We start from the raw sequence: 25,129 nt of genomic DNA on the forward strand, positions 1-25,129 counted from the left end.
TTATCTTATCTTGTGAAACAGTTCTTAATCTAATTTATAAAGGAGGCTTGTTTCCTATGCTTGGATCTCCATACCATGTTACCCCTATCGACCTCAGTGATATCGGGAATTTACCTCTCAAGGAAGTTTTACCTGATCCAGCAACGTGGCTACCGGCATATCTTCAATTTGGCAGGCCACTGCTTACCATGCCGAAAGGCCCTGAGTTGTTTGTAACGATCTTGTTTGGGCTTGGAAGCCTTGCTACGCTTTGCTACGGCATATACCTTATTAAAAAGAGCAAATCCTTATGGCCGTTATGGTTGATGCTGGGCGGCATTCTATGTACTTTTTACGAATTCTTCGATTCGCAGACACTGCACTTCATGTATCCACAAGTAGGAGACTGGACGGCGTTGGTCGTGTGGGGATTTAGTATTCCGGTGTTTTTGGTTTTGATTTACCCATTTTATGTCACGTTCTTAGTGCTTTTCAATTTCCATCAGATGGAAATGGGTAAGTTAACGGTAAAAAGGCTTTGGCTTATCTACGCTATTTCATTCGTTGGGGCAATGTGTTTTGAACCACTGGCAATTCACAATGGTCTGTGGTACTACTATGGTCCAAATCAACCCTTCGCGCCCATGGACTTCCCGATAATTTGGTGGTTTGCTAATCCGGCGATGATCATTCTTGTTGGCCCGATCGTCCACTTCATCTGGAATAAAGTGCTGAACCGGCGTTTTGGGTGGGTTATGATTCCAATGGTTCCGTTTTTCCTGTTTGCTCTTCATAATTCAATCGCCTTACCTTTAACATTCACGATTAACAGCACGTTAAGTTTGTTGGCAACAAACCTCGGTCAGTTGGGTGCAATCGCCCTGTCCTTCGGTACCGTGGCGGTTGGCGCTTTGTTTACAGATAAATACAGAGTTAAAGACAAGGAAGAGGTGAAGGTTGCTGTTAATGCCAGCAATAGTCAAATGGGATAAAATGTCTTGGTCCTAATCAACGAGTGAGTGTAACACAGACCTTGTATACAAACGGGTTTAGTTTATAGGAGGAAAAATCATGGGTGATAATAATCAATTTGATGTAATTGTAATTGGTGCGGGGCAAAATGGGTTAACTGCGGCTGCGTATATGGCTAAAGCGGGACTTGATGTTGCTGTCTTGGAAGATAAGGGTTGGATCGGCGGAAGCGCGATCACAAAGGAAATAACTTTACCGGGTTTCAAACATGATCTGGCATCAACTGGGTTTGCTTTTGCGCTCAACAATCCGGCAGTCGTCAATGATGAACTTGGGCTGTTCAGCAAGTATGGGTTGGAGTTATGTTACCCGAAATTTAATGTGGTCAATCTATATGATGATGGCACAGCCCTTCCGATCTTCGAGGATCTTGACGAAATGTGCCAGGCGATTGCCGCATATTCTGAAGAAGATGCTGAGGCTTACAGGAAGTTTACGCTTTATTTGCAGTCGATGCTGCCGCTTCTGGCTACGGGTATGTTTAACGCTCCGCCAAAGATGGGCATGCTCTTCAATCAATTGGATATGACTCCGCTGGGACAGGAATTCATGCGTATTTTGTTCATGAGCGCTTGGGATCTCAGTCGTCAATGGTTCAAACATCCAAAAACAATTAATATGATGCTCAATTACGCTTCTGAGGCTATGGTTGATGTTGAACAAAGCGGCTCAGCTTTATACGTTGTCGCGATGGTTGCACCCGCCCATGTCCATGGAAGGCATATGGCGTATCTGCGCGGAGGCATGCAAAGCCTTCCGGATTCCCTCGCCCGCTGCATTGAGGCTAATGGGGGGAAAGTTCTTGTCGATCATGAAGTTGTAAAAATTAATACCCGGGGCGGAAAGGTAGTTGGTGTTACAACAGCCAACGGTCAGGAATTTACAGCCCGCAAAGCGGTTATCTCCAATGTCGATCCCCGCTTAACGCTTAATAAGTGGCTTGATAATCCGCTGGAAGCAAACCTGCGCCAAAAGATAGATAATATTGCCGAACCGGCATTTTCAGGAATGGGAATTCATCTTGCCTTGGACGTAGATCCTACCTTTAAAGCACCGGAATACCAAGAAGCTTCAAAGAACGCCGTTATGGCAGTAACACTCACTTCCAGTTTGGAAGAATTCCGTCAATATTTCATTGATATGCGTACGGGTAAAGTACCTAAACCCGCTAAGTTAATGAATCTCCTCCAGCACAGATGCGATCCGACAAGATGTCCTGACGGAAAAGCCGCTCTCTATATTTGGCAATTCCTCCCATACTTTATCAATGAGGGACCGGACCAATGGGATAACATCAAAGAACAAGTCAGTAATGAGGCGATTGAAAAATTCTTCAGCTATACCTCCAACTTGTCAGAGAAAAACATCCTAAAGAAAGTTTCTATTTCTCCTTTGGATTTCGAACGGACCAATCAAAACCGGATTCATGGCTCAATTCTGGGACCGTCGCCCGCTTTGTACCAATATATGTCCTACCGCCCAATACCGGAACTCGGTCAATATCGTACCCCTGTTGAGGGCCTGTACCTATCAGGGCAATCCTGCCATCCCGGCGGCGGCGTCACGCTTGGGGGCAGGGCAACAGCTCAGATCGTTATGCAGGATTTGGGCATCGATTTTGAGGACGTTATTTAACTCGCCTGATTAATCTATCTATCCCTTCCCGGCTTATCGCCGGGAAGGGAGGATCTTTCCAGAAAAGACGTCAATAAATACAAGTGAGGAGAATGATTGTGACAAAACTTTTAAATTATCTCATTATAGTCATTGCCGGCTGGTTGATTATTTCCCGCTTTATTCTTGGATTTCATAGTTATTTCGGTATTGCAGTCAATGTTATCGTTGGCCTGGCAGTAATCGGACTTGCCTTTTTGAGCATTAAGAGTAAAGTTGTTCAGTGGCCGTCAATGATAATTGTAGTATTGGGCATTTTTCTCTTCCTTTGGGGAATAGTCGGCAGGTTCTTAGGTGCAAGCGCTGGCAGTAATGAATCAGTTGCAGGTATTTTATTAATTATTTTAGGCGTGCTCGTACTTCCATTCCAAATCGCTGTTACCAAGTGTTCGATGGTAAACAGGACAGGAGGGGGACTTGCAGAAATGACCCAGATTAGGATGAAAGACGGTAATATTATTGCCAAATCAATCTTACTAGGGTCTATGCCTGAGACGATTTATATTAAGCCGGAGGAAATCTGCAAAGCGGTAGCATTGGTTGATCTGGATGTCATTCTGGCACTTCCCGGGCTCCTCTACCGAGGTTGGAAAATCAACAGGGCACAGGCTGAAGCAAAGAACGGAAAACAGGTTACGGGATAACCGGGTTAGAGGTTAATGTCCATGGAAAGAGAGCAACAATCAACAAAATTAATGGCTGGGATTTGGACAAAGATAAGGCTGATGATAAAGAGGCTCAAAGAACGGTTTAGCAAGCGGTCAAAGAACATGTTCAGACGTGCATTGAAGCATAGCTTTAATCTGCTGCCAGAGAAATTTACGCTGCGGGCGCAGGAGGTTATCCAGGAAGCCCAAAGCTATGCTTCGGAGCACGCCGCGGAGGAGGTTGAACCGGGACATCTGCTGCTGGCGCTCCTCAAACAAGAGGACAGCGCCGTGACTTCAATTTTAGCCAAAGTCGGAATCAAGAGTTCGCAGATCGATGCTTTAGTATTTAAAGAAATCGCTATAAAAAACGGGATTAGGACCCGGGGCCGTACGAACCCCAAACATGTGTCGCCGGTCCTGGTCTATATCTTAAATGACGCGCATAAGAAAGCGGAAAGAATGGGGGACCCGTTTACTTCTTGTGAGCATCTCTTTCTCGCATTGGCATCCGACAATGGGGTTGCGGGGACGATCCTTCGGAAGGCGGGCCTGACGCCGCCGCGGCTAAATGCTGCTATTATAGAGCACCGCCGCAGCAATAAGTTTGACAGCCAGGCAGAAGAAATGAGTTTCGAGTCCTTGAATAAGTTTGGCAAGAACTTGACCGAAGCGGCAAAGAAAGGTGAACTTGATCCGGTCATCGGCAGGGATGATGAAATCCGGCGAACCGTCCAGGTCCTTTCGCGTCGGACCAAGAACAATCCCGTTCTAATCGGGGAACCAGGAACAGGGAAAACAGCCATTGTCGAGGGACTGGCCCAGCGGATCGTTTCGGGCGATGTGCCTTCAACACTCTTGGACCGGCAGCTGGTTATTCTCGATCTGAGTTCGCTCATTGCCGGGGCACAGTTCCGCGGGAATTTTGAAGAACGACTTAAGGCTGTCGTCAAAGAAGTGGAGGACGCCGATGGACGGGTAATTCTTTTTATCGACGAACTGCATACGGTTATTGGCGCAGGCAACAGTGCGGGGTCGCTGGATGCGAGCAATATCCTGAAACCGGCATTAGCACGTGGAAAGCTGCATGCCATCGGGGCGACGACACTGGATGAATACCAGAGGCATGTCGAGAAGGATGCGGCGCTTGAACGCAGGTTTCAGCCGATTTTTGTCAGTGAATCGACCGTTGAGCAGACCATAACCATTCTGCGCGGACTCAAAGAAAAGTACGATGTCTACCACGGCGTGCATATTACCGACGAAGCGCTGGTGGCTGCCGCCAGATTATCCAACCGGTATATCGCGGACCGGTACCTGCCGGACAAGGCCATTGACCTCGTGGACGAAGCAGCAAGCCTATTGCGGATTGAGATTGACTCCATGCCGGTAGAGATCGATAGCATTCACCGCCAGCTGACCCAGCTTAAGATAGAAGAGAAGGCCCAGAGCGGCGAAACAGGATTAGCGGGGGTTGAACGGTTGGAATCCTTGCGATGCCGGATCGGGGAGCTGGAAGCCCTGCTCGCGCTAAAAAAGGCTGGATGGGATCGGGAACGGGATGGCATCGAAGCGGTAAGATGGCTTAAAGGCGAATTGGATTGGGCTCGGGTTGACACCGAAAGGTTAACCCGCGAAGGCAAATTGGAGGAAGCGGCTGAGGCATGCTACAGCCAGATTCCCCGTCTGGAAACCGAGCTTGCTGCAGCCGAACAAAACTTAGCCGAGATTCGTGCCGGCGGTGCCATCTTCCATGAAGAAGTAACCGCTGAAGAAATCGCTTCTGTCGTCTCCGCCTGGACTGGCATCCCCTTAAGCCGCCTCATGCAAAGTGAGAAGGATAGGCTAGCCCGGTTGGAAGAGGAAATCTCAGCCCGCGTCATTGGGCAAAAAAAAGCAATATCAGCTGTGGCAAACGCGATCCGCCGTTCCCGCGCCGGATTCTCAGATCCGGACCGTCCTATCGGAAGTTTTCTTTTTGTGGGGCCGAGTGGGGTTGGAAAAACGGAGCTGGGGTGCGTTCTCGCCGGCTACCTGTTTGATGATGAGAATTCTGTCATCCATTTGGATATGAGCGAATACACGGATAAATCCAGCGTCCATCGGTTAATCGGTGCGCCTCCGGGATACGTTGGCTATGAAGAGGGAGGACAGTTGACAGATGTCATCCGGCGCCGGCCGTATGCCGTCATTCTCATTGACGCGATTGAGAAGGCCCACTCGGATGTCATCGCGACCTATCTCCAGGTATTGGACAAGGGGCATCTGACTGACGGGCACGGACGAGTAGTAAGCTTCAGGAATACAATCCTGATTTTTACCTGCCGCGCGGAGCTGTCGGAAACTTCTCAAGCGGCTACTGATGAAATAAAGAAACTGCCGCCCGAGTTTATCGATCGAGTGGACGATGTCATCCAGTTCGATCCGCTTAATCGGGAGGATGTTTCAGCCATTCTGAATAATCAGTTGGAAGAGACGAAAAAACATCTTGTTGAATGCGGATATCGCTTATCCATCACGCCGGCGGCGGCTCATCGTTTAGTTGAAAATGGATACGACAGAAAGTCTGGCGCCCGTAAGATCAAGCGTTTGGTACAGCGGGAGGTAGTCGACAGGGTGGCCTTGGCCGTTGTTGACGGCCGTATAAATGGGGAATATGCCGTAGTGCTTGATATTGATAATCTGGACGGTTTTGTATTGGAAGTTGAATGATGCGTTTGTTAAACATTTAAAGTCGTTGCTTGAAACAACAACATTTTTTAACTAATTTCAACTTGTTACGATATAGGGAATGGTGTCACATGAATCGTTTAGTGTCGCCTGTTATCCAATTATATACATGATGTTAATTAGAAGTTTATTCCTTCAATTCCTTTGGAGTGATCGAACAATTAACATTTTTGAGGCTTTTAAAAAGATTTTCATAAGATCCAGTGGAAATGCATAGAAATATTTTAGTCACCTATGAATATATTTTTAATTGGAATTCTAAATTTAATAATTGTTCTAATGAAACAGAGTCTTCGACTTTTTGTATTGTTGAGGTGGATTTCATTGAAGGATAAAAAGAAAATTTTTGAATTAGCTGGGAATTTGAATACCGCTATGTCCTATGCCGTCATCGGTTTGCCGGATCGTTTTTTAAAGCACAGGCATGCCTGGCAAGCCGCGCACGTGCTCAAAGACTTTGGCTGCCGGGTTTTCCTGGTATCCCCTCAACTAAAAATTTTTGAGGGCAGCCGGGTATATCCGGATTTAGCTGCCCTAAAGGGAAAGGTCGATGTGATTGTGCCTTGTTTACGTCCGCATTTAATTAAAGACATCGTTCAGGATACTGTGGACTGTGAAGCGAAGTATATCTGGTTTCAGGAACAGAACTGGACGCCCGATTTTGAGGCTGCATGTCAGGAAAATAATATCGGGGTTGTGAGAGGATGTATTCTGAAACATAAACTATTCAGTAAACCTTTGGCCTTTCTGAATCCATGCTATTGGCACGGAAGAAATGAAAAAAAGGTACCCGGCAAGTACCAAAGAATTCGTTAAAAATTTGTTTATAGAATAAAAATATATTCGTTTTTTCTTATAAAATGCAACTTAAGGGCATACTAAACATCAATTAACGACAGTTTGGAGGTTTTAGTATGCCGAAATATTTCTGGCGTCTATTGACAACACTTGTCATCACGGTAAGCTTTTTAGCAGGAAACGCATTACCTGCCAAAGCAGCCAACATTCAGACCACAGCGGAAAGTGCCATACTCATGGATGCGGGAACCGGCAAGATACTCTATGAAAAAAACGCACATAAAGAACTTGCCCCGGCCAGCGTCACCAAGCTGATGACACTTCTCGTTGCAGCGGAAGCTGTTGAATGCGGAAAAGTTAAGTTGACCGATAAGGTAACCGCAAGTGAACAAGCGAGTTCACTCGGAGGATCGCAAATTTATTTGGAGCCGGGTGAAACATTTTCCCTCAAGGAAATGATGATCTCTATCGCTGTAGGTTCAGCCAATGATGCCTGCGTTGCGGTAGCGGAGCATATTTATGGTACGCATGAAGAGTTTGTGGACAGGATGAACCAGAAAGCCAAGGATTTGGGATTAAAGAATACCCATTTCGTCAATGCCTACGGACTCCCTGCCGATGCCCATTATACCAGTGCTTATGATTTGGCTCTCATCGGTATGGAAGCGTTGAAACACCCCTTGGTCACGGAACTGACGGCAATGAAAGAATACAACCTGCGTAATGGTGAATTCAAGCTGTGGAATACCAATAAACTCTTATGGTGGTATGAAGGTGCCGATGGATTTAAGACGGGATGGACCCAAGAAGCCAAATATTGCCTGGCTTCCACAGTTAAGAGGGATGGCTTGCGTCTTATTTGTGTTGTCATGGGTATTCCCGAGGTCAGAGGTCATTTTCATGAGTCAATTAAGATATACAACTATGGATTCGCCAACTATACCTACAAAGAATTTGCGGCAGCAGGCACCAAACAGGGTGAAATAACGGTTAACAAGGGTAACACGTCCACTGTAGAGCTTATCAGTGACAGGGCAATTGGGTTGTGTATAGAAAAAGGCAAAGAAAACGCGTGCCGTATTGAAACCCATTATTTCAAAAATACCGAGTCAGCACCGATCCATAAAGGGCAACAGCTGGGTGAAGTGATCCTCTATTGCGGAGAAAAAGAAGAAGGACGCATTAAACTTGTTGCCAAGGAAGAGGTAAAACGGGCAGGGCTTTTGGATATGGTTAAACGTACGGTGGTCACATCCTATGGTATGGCCCCGAACTATGCCAACTAAATTATCGTACTGTCGTCATTCATGATCTGTTTGATTCGAAGCAGTGCCGCACGTTCAATCCGGGATATCTGTACCTGTGAGAGATGCATTGTCTTTGCTATTTCACTTTGCGTTTTATCTTCAAAAAAGCGTTTTATTAGAACATCCTTTTCTCTGGCAGGCAATTTGTCCAGTACTTCGTTCAATGCTATCTTTTCAAACCACACCGGGCTGATATCCCGATCCTCCGGTAGTTGGTCCAGGATATAGATCGGATCAGAGTCGTCCTGATACAGGGTGTCGTGAATCGAGGCGGGGGTTTGTACGGCTTCAAGTGCTTGAATGATATCTTCGCTTTCGATATCCATGTCTTTCGCGATTTCATTGATCGTCGGCTCTCGCTTCAATTCGAGGGAAAGCTTTTCGCGTGAACGGTTGATTTTATACGCCAGTTCTTTATAGGAACGCGGTACTTTGATAGGATGGTCATCTCTTAAAAATCGTCTGATCTCGCCAATGATCATGGGAACAGCATACGTCGAGAATTTAACGCCATAAGAAAAATCAAATTTATCGATGGCTTTGATTAAACCAATGGTACCGATCTGGAAAAGATCTTCAAGCTCATAACCACGGTGGGCAAAACGCTGAATAACATTAAAAATTAATTTCAAATTGCAGTTGACAAGTCTTTCCCGCGCGTCAATATCCCCAGTCTGAGCTTGATGCAGCAGCTGCATCATTTCTTCTTCCGACAGTAGCGGAAAGCGGGGCAGGTTCATATCGGATAGTCGCTGAATCATCATACCACCCCTTCTCAATGAGAGGATGGATGGTTTTGATTCAAGTACTTCACCATATACACCCGCGTCCCTTTATCGATTTCAGAGTCCACCTTCAACTCATCCATAAAGGACTGCATAAAGACAAAACCCAGTCCCATTCTTTCCGGATCGGTAGTATACGAGGCCTGCATGGCCTGTTGAATATCCGGGATGCCGCAGCCGTTATCCGTGACAATGATGACGATTTTTGCTGAATCCGCTTCCAGTTCCAAGGTGACGAATTGATCCGGCCGGTTGCGGTATCCATGAATGATCGCATTCGACACAGCTTCCGAAACAGCGACTTTTAATTCTTCAAGTTCGTTCAGCGGTAAATCCAACTGTGTTCCGAGTGTTGAGGTTAGCATTCTGGCGACAGTTACATTCTCAGGCAGGCTGGTAAAGGTCAGAATCAATTTGTTTACTTCCATGGATTTTTCTCCCTCCAAAATTTAAAGATTACATCGCTGTTTTGTCAGGTAAGAATTCGATGATTTTGGGAAGTCCGGACAACTCCATAATACGATAGATATGAGGCGGGACATTGGCTATTTTTATTTTCCCGCCAAGGGGAAGCAGCTTTTTATATCGTCCCAAAATGACGCCTAAGCCGGAGCTGTCGATGAATTCCAGGTTTTCCAGATCCAAGACAATGGTCCGAATACCTTTTTTTTCAATATCCAAATCAATTGAATTTTTGAGGTCTTGGGCGTTTCTCATATCAAGCTCGCCTTCCAGGTATATGTGCAGGGTTTGACGTACAATCTTTTTTCTCATATGATCTTCGCTCCTTGATTTCGTAAGCTTATGGTTATTCAGCTTAATCCAGTACAGCGCAGCCTGAGGGCAGATTTTCTTAATACTGCATTGTTTAAAAAGAAATCTGCTTCCCAGTATATATAATTTTAGGGCCTGCAAGGTACTGATAATATTTCGCCATGTGGCTAATTTATCCTCTGTCCGGAATTTTAGAACATTTGTCACATACTGGTGCTTATTCGGACTCTTGTAAGAAGACTTAATAAACGTGGAATTTCATTAGAAAAAGTGGGAATCCTATGGCAAGGAAACGTAACAATACATAACGAAAGTGGTGAACTATACGCGATGCCAAAACAGAATCTTCGTACGCCAACGATTGCGGTCACTCCCGAGGAGTATAAACAGCTTACGCAAAATGCAATGCCGAAACCAACAGTCTTAAAAAACACATTAATGGCCTTTTTCGTCGGTGGACTCATATGCAGTATCGGGCAAATTCTTAACAATGTGTATATACGTTATTTGGGACTCAGTGCGATTTCAGCGCCAATGGCTGTTACAGCGACGCTTATTTTACTTGGTGCCCTTCTTACAGGCTTCGGCATATACGACACGATAGTCAAATATGGCGGAGCCGGAGGGATTATACCGGTTAGCGGTTTCGCGAATTCCATGGTCTCACCCGCACTTGAATATAAAAGAGAAGGCTATGTGCTGGGAACCGGAGGAAAGCTTTTTACCGTAGCCGGTCCGATTTTGGTATTCGGCATCGCAAGCTCAATTATCGTCGGGTTAATCTATTTATTAATCCGATAACACCTGATTTGGAAAATCCGGAGTAATCCCAATACCAAGGAGGCATAAGCCATGAGCATAAAAAGGAGAGGAAATCAAACCGTGGTCTTTCAAAATCCGCCGGTTATTCTGGCAGGATACAATGTCGTTGGCCCGAAAGAGGGATTGGGTCCTCTTAAAGATTCGTTTGATATGATTCTTGCGGATACCTATAACGGGGAAAAGTCCTGGGAAAAGACAGAAATGAAAATGCTTGAAATGACCATGACGAAAGTAGCTGAAAAAGCGAAGGTCCCCTTGGAAAGCATTGATTATAATCTGGCAGGCGATCTTCTGAATCAAATTATTTCTTCGAATTATGCCGCGCGGCAAGTTGGATTGCCTTTCATCGGTCTTTACGGAGCGTGTTCCACCATGGGGCTGTCTACTGCTTTGGGAGCAATGTTAATTGACGGTGGCTTCGCATCAAAAGTATTATGCAGTGCTTCAAGCCATCACGATACCGCTGAAAGACAATACCGATTGCCGACAGAGCAGGGAAGCCAGCGTCCTATGTCTGCCCAATGGACGGTGACCGGAGCAGGAACGATCCTCTTAGCGGATAGCGGAACAGGACCTAAAGTCACCAGCGCGACCATCGGCAGGATACTTGATTACGGTGAAACGGATGCTAATAATATGGGGGCTGCCATGGCGCCGGCGGTGGCAGACACGATCCTCAATCATTGCCATGACCTGCAGCGCACCCCTGATTATTATGATTTGATCATCAGCGGGGATTTGGGTATGATCGGGCTGCAGCTGTTACTGGAGGTTCTCAAACGAAGCGGGCTTAAATTGACCAATAACGTTACGGACTGCGGTGTTTTAATTTATGACACGAAGCAAGACGTTCATGCAGGCGGCAGCGGCTGCGGCTGTTCCGCGGTTGTTTTGACAGGACATATTCTAAAGAAACTTCAAACCAAGGAAATTAATAAGGTTCTTTTGATTGGCAGCGGCAGTCTTCACAGCACCGTTGCCACACAACAAGGTGAATCCATTCCGGCAATCGGCCACGCTGTTGCTATCGAGAATTGATCTGGACAGGAGGTATTTACGGTGTTTAACAATATTATTCCCGCTTTTATCGTCGGCGGATTGATTTGTGTTATTGGACAACTCATTATGGATTTAACAAAAGCCAAAGTGACACCGACACATGTTTTAGTTGGTTTTGTTACCGGCGGCGTCATCCTGGGCGGGCTGGGACTATACGAGCCTTTAGTCAAGTTTGCCGGAGCCGGAGCTACCGTCCCTCTATCGGGATTCGGGTATACTCTGGCTAAAGGCGCAATCGAAGGAGCTCGGGAGAGCGGAATGCTGGGTGCCATGAGCGGTGGATTGGAAAGTGCTGCGCTTGGGATCGCTGCAGCTTTATTGTTTGGGTATCTAACAGCGGTCGTATTTAATCCGAAAGGGTGATGGGTATGAGTCAAACAGCAGAAACGAATGTCCCGATCTCAAAAAATTACCAGGAAAACGTTGATTATTTAAATAAGAAGCTTGGACTTCCGGAAAGTTTTGATATTGTTTTAAGAGAAATGACGATAGGCGGCAAAAAAATGGCCATCTATTCCGTTAACGGGATGGTCAGTCGCCCAGCAACCAATTTAATCCTCGAGATATTCACAGAATTACAGCGTGTCGATTTGGCCATTAACGCGGTCGATAAACTCGTCAAGTCAAAAATTGCTGACCTTCAAGTCTCTGAAGTGGAAGCCATGGATGAAGTTATATATTTTCTTCTGTCGGGGACAATGGTCATTCTGATTGAAGGCTCCAACCAAGCGATCATCGTTGATCTCAGAAGCTATCCCGCACGGATGCCGCAAGAACCAGATATAGAACGGGTGACCCGGGGCTCACGTGACGGATTTACAGAAACGCTGGTTTTTAATACCATTTTGATCCGCCGGCGCTTACGTGATCCGGGCTTAAGAATGAAGCTGGTCAAAGCAGGCAGCCGTTCCAAAACGGACGTGTGTATTGCCTATATTGAAGATATCACCAATCCTAAAATGGTGGACTACATCGAAAAAGAAATCAAGAATATTCGCATAGATGGCATCCCGATGGCGGAAAAATCCGTTGAGGAGTTTATTCTCGGGAGCAAAGTATGGAATCCGTTCCCCCGGGTGCGCTATACGGAAAGGCCCGATGTGGCTGCGATCCATTTGCTGGAAGGCAACGTCCTTATTATGGTCGATACCTCACCCAGTATCATGATTGCCCCATGTACGTTTTGGCACCATGTTCAGCATGCGGAAGAATACCGGCAGGAACCGGTGGTGGGTATGTATTTGCGTTGGGTACGCTTTATCGGGATTTTTCTTTCCGTGTTTCTCTTGCCGTTATGGCTCGCTGCAGCAATGAATCCTCACCTGTTGCCGGATTGGCTGCAGTTTATCGGAGTGGACAAACCGGCAACGATCCCGCTGGTCTTACAAGTACTTCTTGCCGAAATTGCCATCGATTTGCTGCGTATGGCAGCGATTCATACGCCGTCACCCTTGGCAACGGCGCTTGGTTTAATCGCCGTATTCATGATGGGGGACGTCGCCATCGAAGTGGGTATCTTTACATCTGAGGTCGTCATGTACATTGCCATCGCGGCGGTTGGAACTTTCGCCACGCCAAGTTATGAATTGGCCCAGGCCAACCGGCTCGTCCGGCTGTTTCTTGTCCTGTGTGCCGCTGCGTACAATTTCTGGGGATTGGCAGCAGGGGCATTACTCGTCTTTATTCTGCTGCTTCGGACTAACTCATTTGGGGTACCCTATCTATGGCCATTGATCCCCATGGATTTTGATGCATTGAAAACAATCCTCGTGCGTCATCCGGTGCCGATCCATAATTTACGACCCAGTATTTTTAAGCCCAAAGATCGCATACGGCAGCCCAAGGAACGGCCCAACCCAAGCTGATCCGTTAATTGGCTTTCTTTGTCGGGCGAACGAACAGCAAGTCCAAAGAAACCAACAACAGAATGGCAATCAGTATTTTTTCCACACTATAATTGGAATGACCTGACGAATCCAGCGATAAAGGCGAAACAGGCCATGCTGAAGCCCCTTGGGTCACTGGCAGTGGCAATGTTGCTGTGAGCACAGCAGGCCCCAGTTTTTGGGGTTGAGCAGGAATAACCGGAATTGGTTTAGAAGAATTTAGTGGAATCCCCGAAAAATATGATGGGCTGATCGCACCGGGATACGTATTTAGCCTGTATCCGGTATCCGCACCGGATCTATATCCGCTATACGAATAAGGCTTGTAAAAAGATGGATGCGTTATATACGGAGAATAAATTGGATAGCTCAGCGCTGTATGGTTTATTCTCCGTTGGTTTATCAACGTAAAATCATACTGTTTTTTTGAAAAAAGGTTGTTACTCATTGATAATCTCCTGTTAGAATAACGATAACATATGATAAGATAAGAATGGGTACATGATAATATATTGCTTTAAATGCCATGTTGACACATTAATGGGAATAAAAGGAGTAATATCATGATTATTGGTTTTGGCTTTGGTAGTCCATTGATGGCCTTATTAATGCTGATTATAACCGCTTCACTTTCTTACTTCATTTTTAAGGCCATTCGGGGCCGGCAGGTTAACCACGATGGCCGCTTTCACGGAGATTATATCGATGTTTATCCGGAGCAAAACACGGAAGAAGTGAAAGCCCAAATGCGGGATTACTACCAGGAACAAAGAAGACACGCCCGTGAAATGATGCGGGAATATGATCTTACGGACGAAGAAATAGAAAAAAGGATCGAACAGGAAATGAAAAAATAAAGTTTATACATATTTCTTTTTTTAGCGCGAGTTTTGCGATACAATAGTTGAGGATATTTCCAACAGGAGGAAGAAATGGACGAAAAATTAGCAAAACTAATGGAATATCTTCAAATGGAGACAGAAATCCCCTTTGAAGAATTCAAATCGTATTATTCCGGCGTGATCGAGCTTCTAAACAAGGAATACAATGAAATGGATCAGAGCACATTGCTCAAGGCCAAGTATATTTGTTCGATCGTACAGGCGAATGCGGAGTCGCGTTCCCATCGGAGCAAGATCAACGGGAAGCATTTTAAAAAGATGGCGTCAAAGTGTGGTTTCTGGTCTGATGCTATCGATTTTCGGCTAAAAAAAGAAGGATTGAGTCAGGATGAAATCGATGCGGCCATGAGCCAGTTTAATAAGCAATCTGAAGAGTAATGCGCTGTCCTATCCAAGATAAGACATGGCTTTACTTTTGTTCTTGAGATATCCTGTCATGCACGGCACAGCAGGATATTTTTTTAAGTAAAACAAAGGTCGTGCTTGGATACAATTGGTGTATCCTCACGGATTGAAGTGCAATGATTTGGATGGAAGAAATATGGGTCTTGGCGGTGAACCGTGGCAGATCGAACGCGCTATGGCTTGGTTGCTCAGGGGTATTTAAAGATGATATAATTTTCGAAAAGGGTTAGTGATAGAGGAATTATTGATGAAAATCATTCTTTCACACCAGTTTCTTGATTTTGACGCGCTGGCCTCAATGGTGGCTGCACAAAAATTATATCCGGATGCCATCTTGGTTATTGACGGAAAACAGGGTTCTTACGTCCAGGAGTTTTTTGCTTTGGCTAAAGAACATTTGCCCTGCTATCGTCTCAAGGATATTCCAATTGAACAGATTGATAAGATCATCCTGGTGGATACGCAGGATATCCACCGGAGTGTGCCCAATAAAGGCATTGTACAGCAGCTCAAGGATATTCCCTTGGAGGTTATTGATCATCATCCCGTGATCGAATCCAGTCATGAGAATTGGACGATCGATATGGTTGGAGCGTGCACTACAATTCTGGTGGAACGCATACGAAAGCAGGGCATTGCCATTACGCATTTCGAAGCGACGCTGATGGCGTTAGGAATATATGACGATACCGGCAGCCTCCTTTTTGAAAATACCACACCGAGGGATTTACAGGCAGCTGCTTTTTTGCTGGAAAACGGGGCTCAATTAACTGTCATCACGGAATATTTGTATAAACCCTTAACCGTGGAGCAACGGGAGTTATTTCAACAACTGCTGGATAATGGCACTATTGAAAAATACAATGGCATTTCTGTCTATATCACGTATGCCGAATGCGAAGAGTATTTTTCCGGTCTGGCCCAGCTGGCTGAACGGATACGTAAAATCGAGAACGCGGATGTATTTTTTCTTGTGGTCAAAATGGTTGATAGGGTCTATATTGTATCCAGGGTTATGGGTGTTGCGCTGCCAGTCAATATCATCCTGAAGCCTTTCAACGGCGGCGGCCACGAAAAAGCGGCTTCGGCTGTGATCAAAGATGCCGAAGTACCCACAGTCATTCGACTTCTTCAAGAGGAAATACGACTTCGGGCGGATAGGCCAAATACGGTCAGGGATATCATGAGCTACCCAGTGAAAACAGTCCATCCCGAAACGTCCATCGAAGAAGTCAGCGAGATGCTACTAAAGTATGGACATACGGGGCTGCCGGTGGTTCAGGAGCAGAAGTTGGTAGGCATTATCTCTCGCCGGGACGTGGACAAGGCATATAAACATGGATTACTGCATGCTCCCGTTAAGGGGTTTATGACCCGGGAGGTCATCACGGTTAATCCGGACATGGGCTGGGATGAAGTGCAGCGGCTGATGATTCTGCATGATATCGGCAGGATTCCTGTCATCGAAAACGAGAACCTCGTCGGGATCGTCTCCCGATCGGATATGATGCGGCTGGTATTTGGAAGTGTTGTACCCACAACCCTTGAACTCGCCAGAGACAGAAGCATTGCGCGCAGGGAAGAAAACCTCAAGCTGATTGAAACGCTGCCGCAGGATATCCAGAATTACCTGAAACTAAGCAGAGAAATCGCTGGTCAGCTGGGATGCAACGTATTTTTAGTCGGAGGATTTGTCAGAGATCTGCTCTTGCATACACCGAGCAATGATTTGGATATTGTCGTCGAGGGGAATGGTATCGCCTTTGCGCGAGGGCTGAGTAAGCGGCTGGACTATTTCCGTTTGATCCTACATGAATCATTTGGTACAGCGAGCTTGATTTTCAGAAATGGAACACATATCGACATCGCCGGTACCCGTAGGGAGGATTATGAGTTCCCTGGCGCGCTTCCGGTTGTTGAGGAATCAAAACTTAAGGACGATTTATTCCGCCGTGATTTTACGATCAATGCCATGGCATTAAGTTTGAATGAAGGTTTTTTTGGAGACATTATCGATTATTACGGGGGTTACCGCGATCTACAGCAAAGGGAGATCCGATTTTTACACAATCTCAGTTTCATCGATGATCCAACCCGGATCCTCAGAGCGATCCGTTTTGCCGGGCGTTATGGTTTTAAACTCGCCAAAGTGACCCAAGATGCCATACCAATTGCTTTGAAGGAAAATGTCTTGGCGAATGTAAGTGCCGATCGTTTCAGCGAAGAATTTCTGCTTATATTTAAAGAACAGCACTTCACGCAAATGGTTAGGGACCTGAATCGTTATGGTGTGCTCAAAGCCTGGTTTCAGAAAGATTATCTCTGGAATGATGATGTCTGGAATGATAACGAAATGGAAAATGCCCAGGATCAGTCCCTGGCTGTAAGATGGCTGATGAGCATTAAAAATGTTGACCTCACCGGGATCAAGGAAATTCTAAATAAGCTTAATCTTCCAAAATCGCTGCAGAGAATTACAGTACGCTACGGCATGTTACGAGAGGAACTTCACCAGAAAAATCTGCAGGATATGGTCGGTGTTGATGAGATCCTTAGCGGAACGCCGGAGTTACTGTTAGCGGTTTTGAAGCAGCATGACGAATTTGCAGACATCCTGAATAAATATGAAGCACTCCTCCAGGGGATACAGATACAGGTAACCGGCAAAGATCTCATCCAGCGTGGCGTCAGGGAGGGACCGGAAATAGGATGCATTCTAAAGCAAATCCGTGCCGGTTGGCTTACCGGGAAAATACACAATACGGCCGACGAGGAGATTTTTTTAAACGATTTGCTGAAAAATCGATAATCGTAATTGAAAAATTGTGTGTTATACTAATAAATGGTTATAGTGTATTAATTGAGGAAAGAAGATACACGTTGTTTTAAATAGAAATGACAAATTACTATGAAGTCTGAAGGGAGTTATTTAAAATTGAAAAACAGGATCTTTAGCGGTATGCGGCCAACGGGTTCGCTCCATATTGGACATTTGAGTGTCTTACAGAACTGGGCAGCGCTCCAGGATGAATATGATTGCTTTTATGGCATTGTGGACTGGCATGCCTTAACAACAGGATACGAAGACAAATTGAATCTTAAGGCGTTAATAAAAGAGATCGCCTTGGATTGGCTGAGCGTTGGTATCGATCCTGAGAAAAGCGCTGTATTTGTGCAGTCTCATGTCAAAGAGCATGCGGAGCTGCATCTGCTCTTCTCGATGTTCACACCGATGTCATGGCTGGAGAGGGTACCGACATATAAAGATCAGATCCAACAGTTGGGCGCCGACGGAAAAGATCTGCATACGTATGGCTTTTTAGGCTACCCTTTGCTGCAGGCAGCAGACATCCTTGTCTATAAAGCGAAGGCAGTTCCGGTGGGCGAAGATCAAATCCCCCACATCGAACTGTGTCGTGAGGTCGGGCGCCGTTTCAACTTCTTGTATGGCAATGTCTTTCCTGAACCCCAGGCGCTCATTGGTAAGGTGCCGCTTTTACCGGGTGTTGACGGACGAAAAATGAGCAAAAGCTATAATAATGCCATATCGCTGACGGCGTCTACAGAAGAGGTGAACGCCCGAGTAAAACAGATGATCACGGACCCGGCACGCCTGCGTAAGGATGATCCAGGCCATCCGGAGGTTTGTGTGGTGGCAAAATTCCATCACATCTATACACCGGATGCAGAACGGATCACAGAGGAATGCACCGCCGGTAAAGTCGGCTGTGTTGCCTGTAAGAAATATCTTGCGGAAAACCTGAATAACGTACTTGAACCTTACAGAGTACGACGGAATTTCTGGGATGAAGACGGAAAAGTCGAACGGGTCCTGCTTGAGGGTGCTGAAAAGGCCAGAGCGACTGCAGCTGAAACGCTGAAAGAAGTTCGGCAAGCTATTGGTGTCTGATGGAAGCCAAAAATACTGCGCCCTATGTTGAAGTCCCGTCCTTTCAAGGCCCTCTTGATTTACTGCTGCATTTGATTCAAGAGCATAAGGTCGATATCTATGATATTCCGATCGCACTGATTGCCGATCAGTTCATTGCTACCGTCCGTAAAATGGAAGCATTGGATATGGAGGTTACGACGGAATTTCTAGTACTCGCCGCGCAGCTGCTTTACCTTAAATCCAGGCAATTGCTGCCAAAACCACAGAAAACAGAGGAAGAGCTGCTGCTGGAAGAGGAAATGAAACACGACTTGGTCGAAAGACTTGTGACGTATCGGGCTTTTAAAAGCCTTGCTTCCTATTTGGGATCGAAAGAAGCAACCCTAGGCAACCGGTATTTTCGGGAAATCGATATGGATGAGATCATGTCAAAGATCCCCCACCCAGACCCGTTGAACGGCGTTGAGATGTCGGATTTGATCCGGGCTTTTGAAAATATCTTGAGCCGAATTGAAAAAGGCGAAGATATACAGTACATGCAGGTTGAAGAAATTCCCGTGGAGATGATGACGAATGATATCCTGCGCCGCATGATCATCCATCCGCAGGGGATGCGATTCAGTCAGCTCTTAAGATATGCGACACGGGTAGAGATTGTCGTTGCTTTCATGGCTATACTGGAGTTGTTGAAAGACGGAAAAATCCGAGCGGAACAAAGCGAGGAAAAGAACGAAATATTCATAGTCCCGACAGAAAAAGCGTGGGATATTCGGAATGAGGAGTCGGTATGATACTGTTTCAGGATACGGAGATTGCGGCACTGGAAGCGCTGTTGTTTGTGGCTAAAGAACCACTGAGTATACAGCGGCTTGCAGAAATATTGGAGATACCTGCGGAAGACGTCCCCGAGTTGATTCAGGTTTTAAAGGAACGCTATGAGACACCCGCCAGCGGATTTACCATGATAGAGCTGGAGGATGGATTTCGTTTGGGTACAAAGCCGGAATTAGCCGGTTATATCGAGGTCTTATACAAACAGCCATCTCAGACGCTTTCCAATGCAGCCTTGGAAGTGCTTTCGATTATTGCCTACAAACAACCGGTCACACGAGGGGAAATCGATTTTATCCGAGGCGTTCAATCTGACCGGGCACTGGCAACATTAGTGGAAAAAGGGTTAGCCAAGGAAATCGGACGTAAAGATGGTCCGGGAAGGCCGATTCTTTTCGGAACCACAGAGGATTTTCTTCTGCACTTTGGTTTGAGATCACTCCAGGAGCTTCCGACCCTCACACGACCTGAGGAAGACGAAGCGGAAGAGGATAACGATAACGATAAAGCTGTCACAGACACAGCAGGGGAGCCGTTCGTACACGCTGAAATCGGCGAGAAAACAGAACCACTCGAAGTAGATGATCATGAAGCACAAGAAAAAGTACCTCAACACAGTGAGGATGAGATAGAACCTGGAGATACATTCGTAGAATCGCGGAAGAATTAACTAATACGTGATTCTTATGTTGGAGGGATAGTAATGTTTATACTTGGAATTGCAGGCAGCCCGCGCAAGGGCGGGAATACCGAAACGTTGCTTGATGAAGCGTTAGCTTCAGCACAGGCCCAGGGTGCCCGCACAGAGAAGGTGTTACTCTCTTCCACGAGAATTGCTCCCTGTATGGGCTGCGGTGCCTGTGAAAGAACGGGCGAGTGCATCCAAAAGGATGGTATGCAGAAGCTGTACGACACGATTTTATCTGCAGATGTTATTCTTTTCGCATCACCGATTTACTTCTATTCCGTTTCAGGTACGGCAAAATGCGCGATTGACCGCACCCAAGCCCTGTGGTCCCGTAAATATAAACTAAAGGATGAACGGTACTACCAAAAGAAAAAAGGGTATTTCATCAGTGTGTCCGCGTCAAAAGGGGAACGCGTTTTTGAAGGCGCGCAATTAGTGATGAAATACTTCTTTGATGCAGCGGGTTATGAGCTTACCGGTGAATTGTTAATTAAAGGGATTGACAGTAACGGTGAAATCAAAAAGCACCCGGCATATTTGCAGGCCGCGCGCGAACTTGGGGAAGAGGCTGCAGGTCGAACCTGACGGTGAAATAGCGTATAGCGTCGACGGATATTTGCGTATCCCTAGTATCCCTAGTACAACGTTCTCTAAATACCATGACAGAAGGATGTAATAATCTGGGCTGATCTGCATGCCACATTCCGCTTTCGGCTCTTGCGCCATCCTTGGCGCAAAGAGCCGCGCTACGCAATCCGTGCTCCGCTTGTCGCCGGAACTGTGGCACGCAGACCTGATTTGGGGTGTAAAGAAAATTATAGAATGCTGTACTAGTATCCCTAGTATCCCTAGTACCCTTAGTATCCTTAGTATCCATATGGATATTTAGGGATAACGTACAGGACTCAAGTATCATGGATACACGGAGACCGTGTGTTGTTTTTTATCGTTGGATGTGTTAAAATAGCACGATGCTAATTTCATATTATTTGGGTAGAGGTGCGGGTATCAAGAGTAATTTTTCGGAGACGGCCGTCAATGAGGAATAATGAAAGGGATAACTGCCGAAGCTGAGTTCATAGCCAGTGAATTCAGCTGGGCTTGCATTTAATAAATGCAAGACTGTCATTCCGTTGGGAATGAAGCGCTATCCCGGACCATGAACAAGCCGGTATTATGCCGGCAGGATAGGAAATTTCTGGTTTGCGGATAGTATCTGCAAACCTTTTTAGTATCTCAGAATAAGTCTACGGACGCTGTTATCATACTTTTTGCTTCAATCTGAAGGAGGATATAAAAAAATGACACAAAAAACATTGCCTTTTTCCAATCAGGAAATCGAAAAAATCGCACAAGAATACGGGACACCATTTCATATCTATGATGAAAAAGCTATCAGAAATAATGTGCGCCGATTACAAACTGCATTTCAATGGAATCCGGGATTCAAAGAATATTTTGCAGTAAAGGCCACACCCAATCCCCACATTTTAAAACTATTGGCTGAAGAGGGAGCGGGTGCCGATTGCAGCTCGCTAGCCGAATTGCTATTGGCGGAAAAAGTGGGTTTAAGGGGAGAGCGTATTGTCTTTTCGTCCAACGATACACCCGGAGTCGAATACCGTAAAGCCAGGGAATTAGGCGCAATCATTAACCTTGACGATATTACACATATCGATTTTTTAGCCAAAGAAGCCGGTATGCCGGAAATGATTTCGTTCCGCTTTAATCCGGGACCGTTGCGCAAAGGCGGCAATGACATTATCGGTAACCCGGAGGATGCTAAGTACGGGTTGACACGGGATCAAATGTTTGAAGCCTATAAGAAAGTCAAGGATTTAGGCGTGAAGCGATTTGGTCTTCACACCATGGTGATTTCCAATGAATTGAATCCGGATTTCTTTGTAGAAACTGCCCGTATGATGTTTGATCTGGCATTGGATGTTAAAAAGATGCTGAATATTAATATCGAGATCATTAACCTTGGCGGAGGCATCGGCATACCTTACCGTCCGGAACAAAAAGCCGTCGATTTGGAATATGTCGGATACCGGATTAAGGAAGTCTATGAGGAGATTATCATCCCGGCAGGAATTGCCCCGGTACGTGTGGTGATGGAATGCGGACGGATGATCACAGGCCCCTATGGCTACCTTGTGACACGGGCGTTGCATAAAAAAGAGACCTATAAGAACTATATCGGTCTGGATGCCTGCATGGCTGATCTGATGCGGCCTGCATTATACGGCGCTTACCACCATATTACTGTCGTCGGCAAAGAAGAACAGCCGCTGGACTATAAATATGATGTTACCGGCAGTTTGTGTGAGAACAATGATAAATTTGCGATTGACCGCATGCTGCCGAAAATCGATATCGGTGACCTGATTGTCATTCATGATGCCGGGGCTCACGGCCATGCCATGGGATTTAACTATAATGGAAAGCTGCGGTCCAAAGAACTGCTTCTGAAACCAGACGGTCGTGTTGACATAATCCGCAGAGCGGAGACCATCGACGATTACTTTGCAACACTGGATTTCTCCAAAATCTAAGTTGTGACCGAAACGGGGAGACAATGGGGACGTAGACCTTTGTCTCCTTTTTGGGGACAAAGGGCTCCCGTCCCATTGTCTCCTCATAGCGAAGCTTCCTAAGCTGATCCTCCATGATTTGCTCCTTGTTGATCAGAATCGTCGGCGTCCCGCAGATAATCCCGCGGGCCTTTTCACTTTTTAAGGCTATCTCTGAAATTGCCAATCCTAAAAGGGGGACAATGGGGACGTAGACCTTTGTCTCCTTTTAAGGAGACAAAGGTCTACGTCCCCATTGTCCCCCCGTCCCCATTGTCTCCCGTCCCCTTGTCTCCCCCCCGGTCCCTCGAGTTCCCCGTGTCCCCGGAGTTCCCCGTGTCCGGCGTTGCTTTTTTCCTTACAGCATCCCCATTGATGGCGGCGATCAAGGCGGCGTTCATGGCGCAGCCTAAGAGCAGTATCTCGCAGATCCAGTACAGCCATAGAAGCAGGAGCATGATGCCGGCCAAACTGCCGTATGCCAGTGTGTAATTGTTAAAATGATTGACGTAGTACGAAAAAGCCAAAGACAGCAGGACCCAACCCGCAGAAGCAAACAGCGATCCGGGGAAATAGCGTTTCAGGCCATACATGCGTTTTGTGGCAATTCTGTTGAGAAAGACGAAGGTGGCTGTCAAAAACAAAAATTGGATGATCAGCCGCAGTTCCTGCCACAGGTACATTAAAACACCTGTCGTGCCAAGGAGATTCATAAAAGCATCTGCCAAAGCATCCCCGATCACCAGAATAATAAATGAAAAAATCATAGCCAGGACAATAACAATAAGAAAGACCAATGCTGTATATTTAAGATGGAAGAAAGAACGGCTTTCTTCCATGCCGTAGGCTTTGACGATGCCTCTGATCAAGGCATTAATACCATTCAGTGATGCCCAGAGTGCAGCCAGCATGCCAAAAGACAATAACGCCGGGGTGCTGCGGGTACCGAATATTTCGTCCACGATGCCTTTAACCATTACGTAGGTTCCTTCCGGCAGGAGGAACTTCAGACTGTTGAAAAAATGATCATTGGTCATGTCCAGGGAACTGATCAGGGTCAGTAGAAAAATGATCGTCGGAAAGAAGGAGAGAATCATATAATAGGTGACCTGTCCGCCAAGAGCCATTAACTCATTTCTATTGACGATTTTCCAGTATTCCCGGAAGAAGAAGTGCCATTTCATCGCAGTTTCTCTCTTTGATTTATGGTCATAAAATATTCGTAAACCTCAATGTTTCCGATTCCGGCACCTGATGTAATAAGAACATCAATGTATTGAGCTCAGCCATGGCATCGCCCTTCTCATGATACTGGATATATTCCTCCAGTTTTTTGTAGGAAATTTCGATATTGTTCAATATACTGTGGTTAAGGAAGATTTTCCACCAATCATGAAGCTGGGTCCAACTGCTGTAGGATTGTTCCAGCGAGACTAAGGATTCTTCCCATTGATTGTCTTCCATCAGAGTTTCGGTCTGTTTCAGTTGGTCTTCAATAACCCTTGCGGTGGTATCAATGCGGTGAGTAATCAAAACAGTTGACGATATGATAATAATAAACCCCAGAATGATTGTTATAACCGAGCGCATATTTTTGAAATACCTCCTGGCACCAAAAAGAGTCACATAACGGGTGTAAAGACAATTTAGAAATGGGCTATTTGGCATTTTTTTTCTGAATATAGAGTTTTTGCTGTGAATCGATACTGGCGAAAAATACCTGCTTGATATTGGAAATATTTGCTTTTTTGATTTCTTTCTCCAACCATATAATGTCCACACCGGATTTCTCCAGATTCTTTTTCTGAATTTCCCCGTCCATGATCAAAGCAAGGGGCATCCCGTCACCGGCGATCTGCAGTTTAAGATCATGGGGGGTAGCCGGGCGTTTATCTGATTTGGGAATAACACTGAGCTGACCGTTTGTTTCGAGTATGGCATAGTCCACATCCGCTATATTGAACATATTTTTGGCCCGAAGCTGCTCAAGAAGATCGCTTAAGTTATAGCGAAGCTTCCTAAGCTGATCCTCCATGATTTGGCCCTTATTGATCAGGATCGTCGGCGTCCCGCAGATAATTCCGCGGGCTTTTTCACTTTTTAAAGCTAGCTCTGAAATTGCCAAACCTAAGAGAAGCAGCATGATAACAGGAAATAGACCCGCTATCAGCGGGATGCCCGAATCCTGGCTGGGTATGACCGCCAATTCGGATATCATAAGGATGATAACGAGCTCAAATGGCTGGAGCTGGCCAATCTGTCTTTTTCCCATGACTCGCAGAACCAAAACAATGATTAAATAGAGGATAATTGTCCGCACGATACCAATAAGCAAACGAAGAGCC

24 protein-coding genes, 2 pseudogenes and 1 riboswitch are annotated in these 25,129 nt (G+C 45.9%); of the genes and pseudogenes, 18 read left to right on the forward strand and 8 right to left on the reverse strand.

Annotation, left to right across the window (positions count from 1 at the left end):
• Window positions 1–56 precede the first annotated feature (56 nt).
• The 6 genes from LPY66_RS08245 (at window position 57) to LPY66_RS08270 (ending at window position 8,146) form a co-directional block, all read left to right on the forward strand.
• Window positions 57–971: a hypothetical protein gene (locus LPY66_RS08245; RefSeq protein ID WP_337987601.1), complete on the forward strand. Its 915-nt coding sequence runs from the start codon at window positions 57–59 to the stop codon at window positions 969–971.
• A gap of 79 nt (window positions 972–1,050) precedes the next feature.
• Window positions 1,051–2,646: a phytoene desaturase family protein gene (locus LPY66_RS08250; RefSeq protein ID WP_337987602.1), complete on the forward strand. Its 1,596-nt coding sequence runs from the start codon at window positions 1,051–1,053 to the stop codon at window positions 2,644–2,646.
• A gap of 98 nt (window positions 2,647–2,744) precedes the next feature.
• Window positions 2,745–3,329, forward strand: a complete 585-nt coding sequence (locus LPY66_RS08255) for a hypothetical protein (RefSeq protein ID WP_337987603.1) — start codon at window positions 2,745–2,747, stop codon at window positions 3,327–3,329.
• Window positions 3,330–3,350: 21 nt separating this feature from the next.
• Window positions 3,351–6,044, forward strand: coding sequence for an ATP-dependent Clp protease ATP-binding subunit (locus tag LPY66_RS08260; protein WP_337987604.1), 2,694 nt, complete (start codon window positions 3,351–3,353; stop codon window positions 6,042–6,044).
• 342 nt (window positions 6,045–6,386) lie between these two features.
• The gene (locus LPY66_RS08265; protein WP_337987605.1) at window positions 6,387–6,878 is read left to right on the forward strand and encodes a CoA-binding protein; all 492 of its coding nucleotides are present in this window, start codon (window positions 6,387–6,389) and stop codon (window positions 6,876–6,878) included.
• Window positions 6,879–6,976: 98 nt separating this feature from the next.
• On the forward strand, window positions 6,977–8,146 hold the full coding sequence (locus LPY66_RS08270) for a D-alanyl-D-alanine carboxypeptidase family protein (protein ID WP_337987606.1): 1,170 nt from the start codon (window positions 6,977–6,979) through the stop codon (window positions 8,144–8,146).
• On the opposite strand, the gene sigF is transcribed toward LPY66_RS08270, so the two are convergent.
• From sigF to LPY66_RS08285, 3 genes are read right to left on the reverse strand one after another with little or no spacing between them, the layout of a single operon-like run.
• A complete protein-coding gene (sigF, locus tag LPY66_RS08275; RefSeq protein WP_337988047.1) occupies window positions 8,143–8,928 on the reverse strand; it encodes an RNA polymerase sporulation sigma factor SigF in 786 nt (261 codons plus the stop codon). The genes LPY66_RS08270 and sigF overlap by 4 nt on opposite strands.
• A gap of 14 nt (window positions 8,929–8,942) precedes the next feature.
• A complete protein-coding gene (spoIIAB, locus tag LPY66_RS08280; protein ID WP_337987607.1) occupies window positions 8,943–9,380 on the reverse strand; it encodes an anti-sigma F factor in 438 nt (145 codons plus the stop codon).
• Between the two features lie 28 nt (window positions 9,381–9,408).
• Window positions 9,409–9,726, reverse strand: coding sequence for an STAS domain-containing protein (locus LPY66_RS08285; protein WP_337987608.1), 318 nt, complete (start codon window positions 9,724–9,726; stop codon window positions 9,409–9,411).
• 330 nt (window positions 9,727–10,056) lie between these two features.
• Here LPY66_RS08285 and spoVAC point away from each other — a divergent pair, with 330 nt between their 5' ends.
• Genes spoVAC through LPY66_RS08305 form a run of 4 tightly spaced genes read left to right on the forward strand, consistent with a single transcriptional unit; the run spans window position 10,057 to window position 13,472 of the window.
• The gene (spoVAC, locus tag LPY66_RS08290; protein WP_337987609.1) at window positions 10,057–10,527 is read left to right on the forward strand and encodes a stage V sporulation protein AC; all 471 of its coding nucleotides are present in this window, start codon (window positions 10,057–10,059) and stop codon (window positions 10,525–10,527) included.
• A 51-nt stretch (window positions 10,528–10,578) separates the two neighbouring features.
• Window positions 10,579–11,586 carry a stage V sporulation protein AD gene (gene spoVAD, locus LPY66_RS08295; protein WP_337987610.1) on the forward strand — a complete coding sequence of 336 codons (1,008 nt, stop codon included), beginning with the start codon at window positions 10,579–10,581 and terminating at the stop codon, window positions 11,584–11,586.
• A gap of 21 nt (window positions 11,587–11,607) precedes the next feature.
• Entirely contained in the window at window positions 11,608–11,970 is a 363-nt protein-coding gene (gene spoVAE / locus LPY66_RS08300; protein ID WP_337987611.1) for a stage V sporulation protein AE, read from the forward strand.
• Window positions 11,971–11,975: 5 nt separating this feature from the next.
• The gene (locus LPY66_RS08305) at window positions 11,976–13,472 is read left to right on the forward strand and encodes a spore germination protein (RefSeq protein ID WP_337987612.1); all 1,497 of its coding nucleotides are present in this window, start codon (window positions 11,976–11,978) and stop codon (window positions 13,470–13,472) included.
• A gap of 4 nt (window positions 13,473–13,476) precedes the next feature.
• Here LPY66_RS08305 and LPY66_RS08310 read toward each other — a convergent pair whose 3' ends face one another.
• Window positions 13,477–13,941 carry a hypothetical protein gene (locus LPY66_RS08310; RefSeq protein WP_337987613.1) on the reverse strand — a complete coding sequence of 155 codons (465 nt, stop codon included), beginning with the start codon at window positions 13,939–13,941 and terminating at the stop codon, window positions 13,477–13,479.
• Window positions 13,942–14,056: 115 nt separating this feature from the next.
• Between LPY66_RS08310 and LPY66_RS08315 the strand changes: the two genes are divergently transcribed.
• The 8 genes and pseudogenes from LPY66_RS08315 (at window position 14,057) to lysA (ending at window position 22,766) form a co-directional block, all read left to right on the forward strand.
• Complete coding sequence (locus LPY66_RS08315) at window positions 14,057–14,350, forward strand: hypothetical protein (protein WP_337987614.1); 294 nt, start codon at window positions 14,057–14,059, stop codon at window positions 14,348–14,350.
• Between the two features lie 75 nt (window positions 14,351–14,425).
• Window positions 14,426–14,773, forward strand: a complete 348-nt coding sequence (locus LPY66_RS08320; protein ID WP_337987615.1) for a hypothetical protein — start codon at window positions 14,426–14,428, stop codon at window positions 14,771–14,773.
• A 274-nt stretch (window positions 14,774–15,047) separates the two neighbouring features.
• Window positions 15,048–17,609 (forward strand): CBS domain-containing protein, encoded by a 2,562-nt coding sequence (locus LPY66_RS08325; RefSeq protein WP_337987616.1) that lies wholly within the window; start codon window positions 15,048–15,050, stop codon window positions 17,607–17,609.
• Between the two features lie 126 nt (window positions 17,610–17,735).
• A complete protein-coding gene (gene trpS / locus LPY66_RS08330; RefSeq protein ID WP_337987617.1) occupies window positions 17,736–18,710 on the forward strand; it encodes a tryptophan--tRNA ligase in 975 nt (324 codons plus the stop codon).
• Window positions 18,710–19,483 (forward strand): segregation and condensation protein A, encoded by a 774-nt coding sequence (locus LPY66_RS08335; protein ID WP_337987618.1) that lies wholly within the window; start codon window positions 18,710–18,712, stop codon window positions 19,481–19,483. Before trpS ends, LPY66_RS08335 begins: the two co-directional genes overlap by 1 nt.
• Window positions 19,480–20,007 (forward strand): annotated as a pseudogene (gene scpB, locus LPY66_RS08340) (SMC-Scp complex subunit ScpB); the annotation flags it as partial. The gene LPY66_RS08335 and the pseudogene scpB, both read left to right, overlap by 4 nt.
• Window positions 20,008–20,226: 219 nt before the next feature.
• Entirely contained in the window at window positions 20,227–20,796 is a 570-nt protein-coding gene (locus LPY66_RS08345) for a flavodoxin family protein (RefSeq protein ID WP_337987619.1), read from the forward strand.
• Window positions 20,797–21,197: 401 nt separating this feature from the next.
• Window positions 21,198–21,369: riboswitch (Lysine riboswitch) on the forward strand.
• 143 nt (window positions 21,370–21,512) lie between these two features.
• A complete protein-coding gene (gene lysA, locus LPY66_RS08350; protein ID WP_337987620.1) occupies window positions 21,513–22,766 on the forward strand; it encodes a diaminopimelate decarboxylase in 1,254 nt (417 codons plus the stop codon).
• Between the two features lie 94 nt (window positions 22,767–22,860).
• Here the strand turns inward: lysA and LPY66_RS08355 are convergent.
• The 4 genes and pseudogenes from LPY66_RS08355 to LPY66_RS08370 form a co-directional block, all read right to left on the reverse strand.
• Window positions 22,861–22,971: pseudogene (locus LPY66_RS08355) on the reverse strand (hypothetical protein); the annotation flags it as partial.
• Between the two features lie 58 nt (window positions 22,972–23,029).
• The gene (locus LPY66_RS08360) at window positions 23,030–23,968 is read right to left on the reverse strand and encodes a YihY/virulence factor BrkB family protein (RefSeq protein WP_337987621.1); all 939 of its coding nucleotides are present in this window, start codon (window positions 23,966–23,968) and stop codon (window positions 23,030–23,032) included.
• A gap of 25 nt (window positions 23,969–23,993) precedes the next feature.
• Window positions 23,994–24,374 carry a DUF4363 family protein gene (locus LPY66_RS08365; protein WP_337987622.1) on the reverse strand — a complete coding sequence of 127 codons (381 nt, stop codon included), beginning with the start codon at window positions 24,372–24,374 and terminating at the stop codon, window positions 23,994–23,996.
• 67 nt (window positions 24,375–24,441) lie between these two features.
• A complete protein-coding gene (locus LPY66_RS08370) occupies window positions 24,442–25,119 on the reverse strand; it encodes a DUF421 domain-containing protein (protein WP_337988048.1) in 678 nt (225 codons plus the stop codon).
• Window positions 25,120–25,129 lie beyond the last annotated feature (10 nt).

Origin of the sequence: Dehalobacter sp. DCM, from assembly GCF_024972775.1 — a bacterium.
Classification (GTDB): domain Bacteria; phylum Bacillota; class Desulfitobacteriia; order Desulfitobacteriales; family Syntrophobotulaceae; genus Dehalobacter.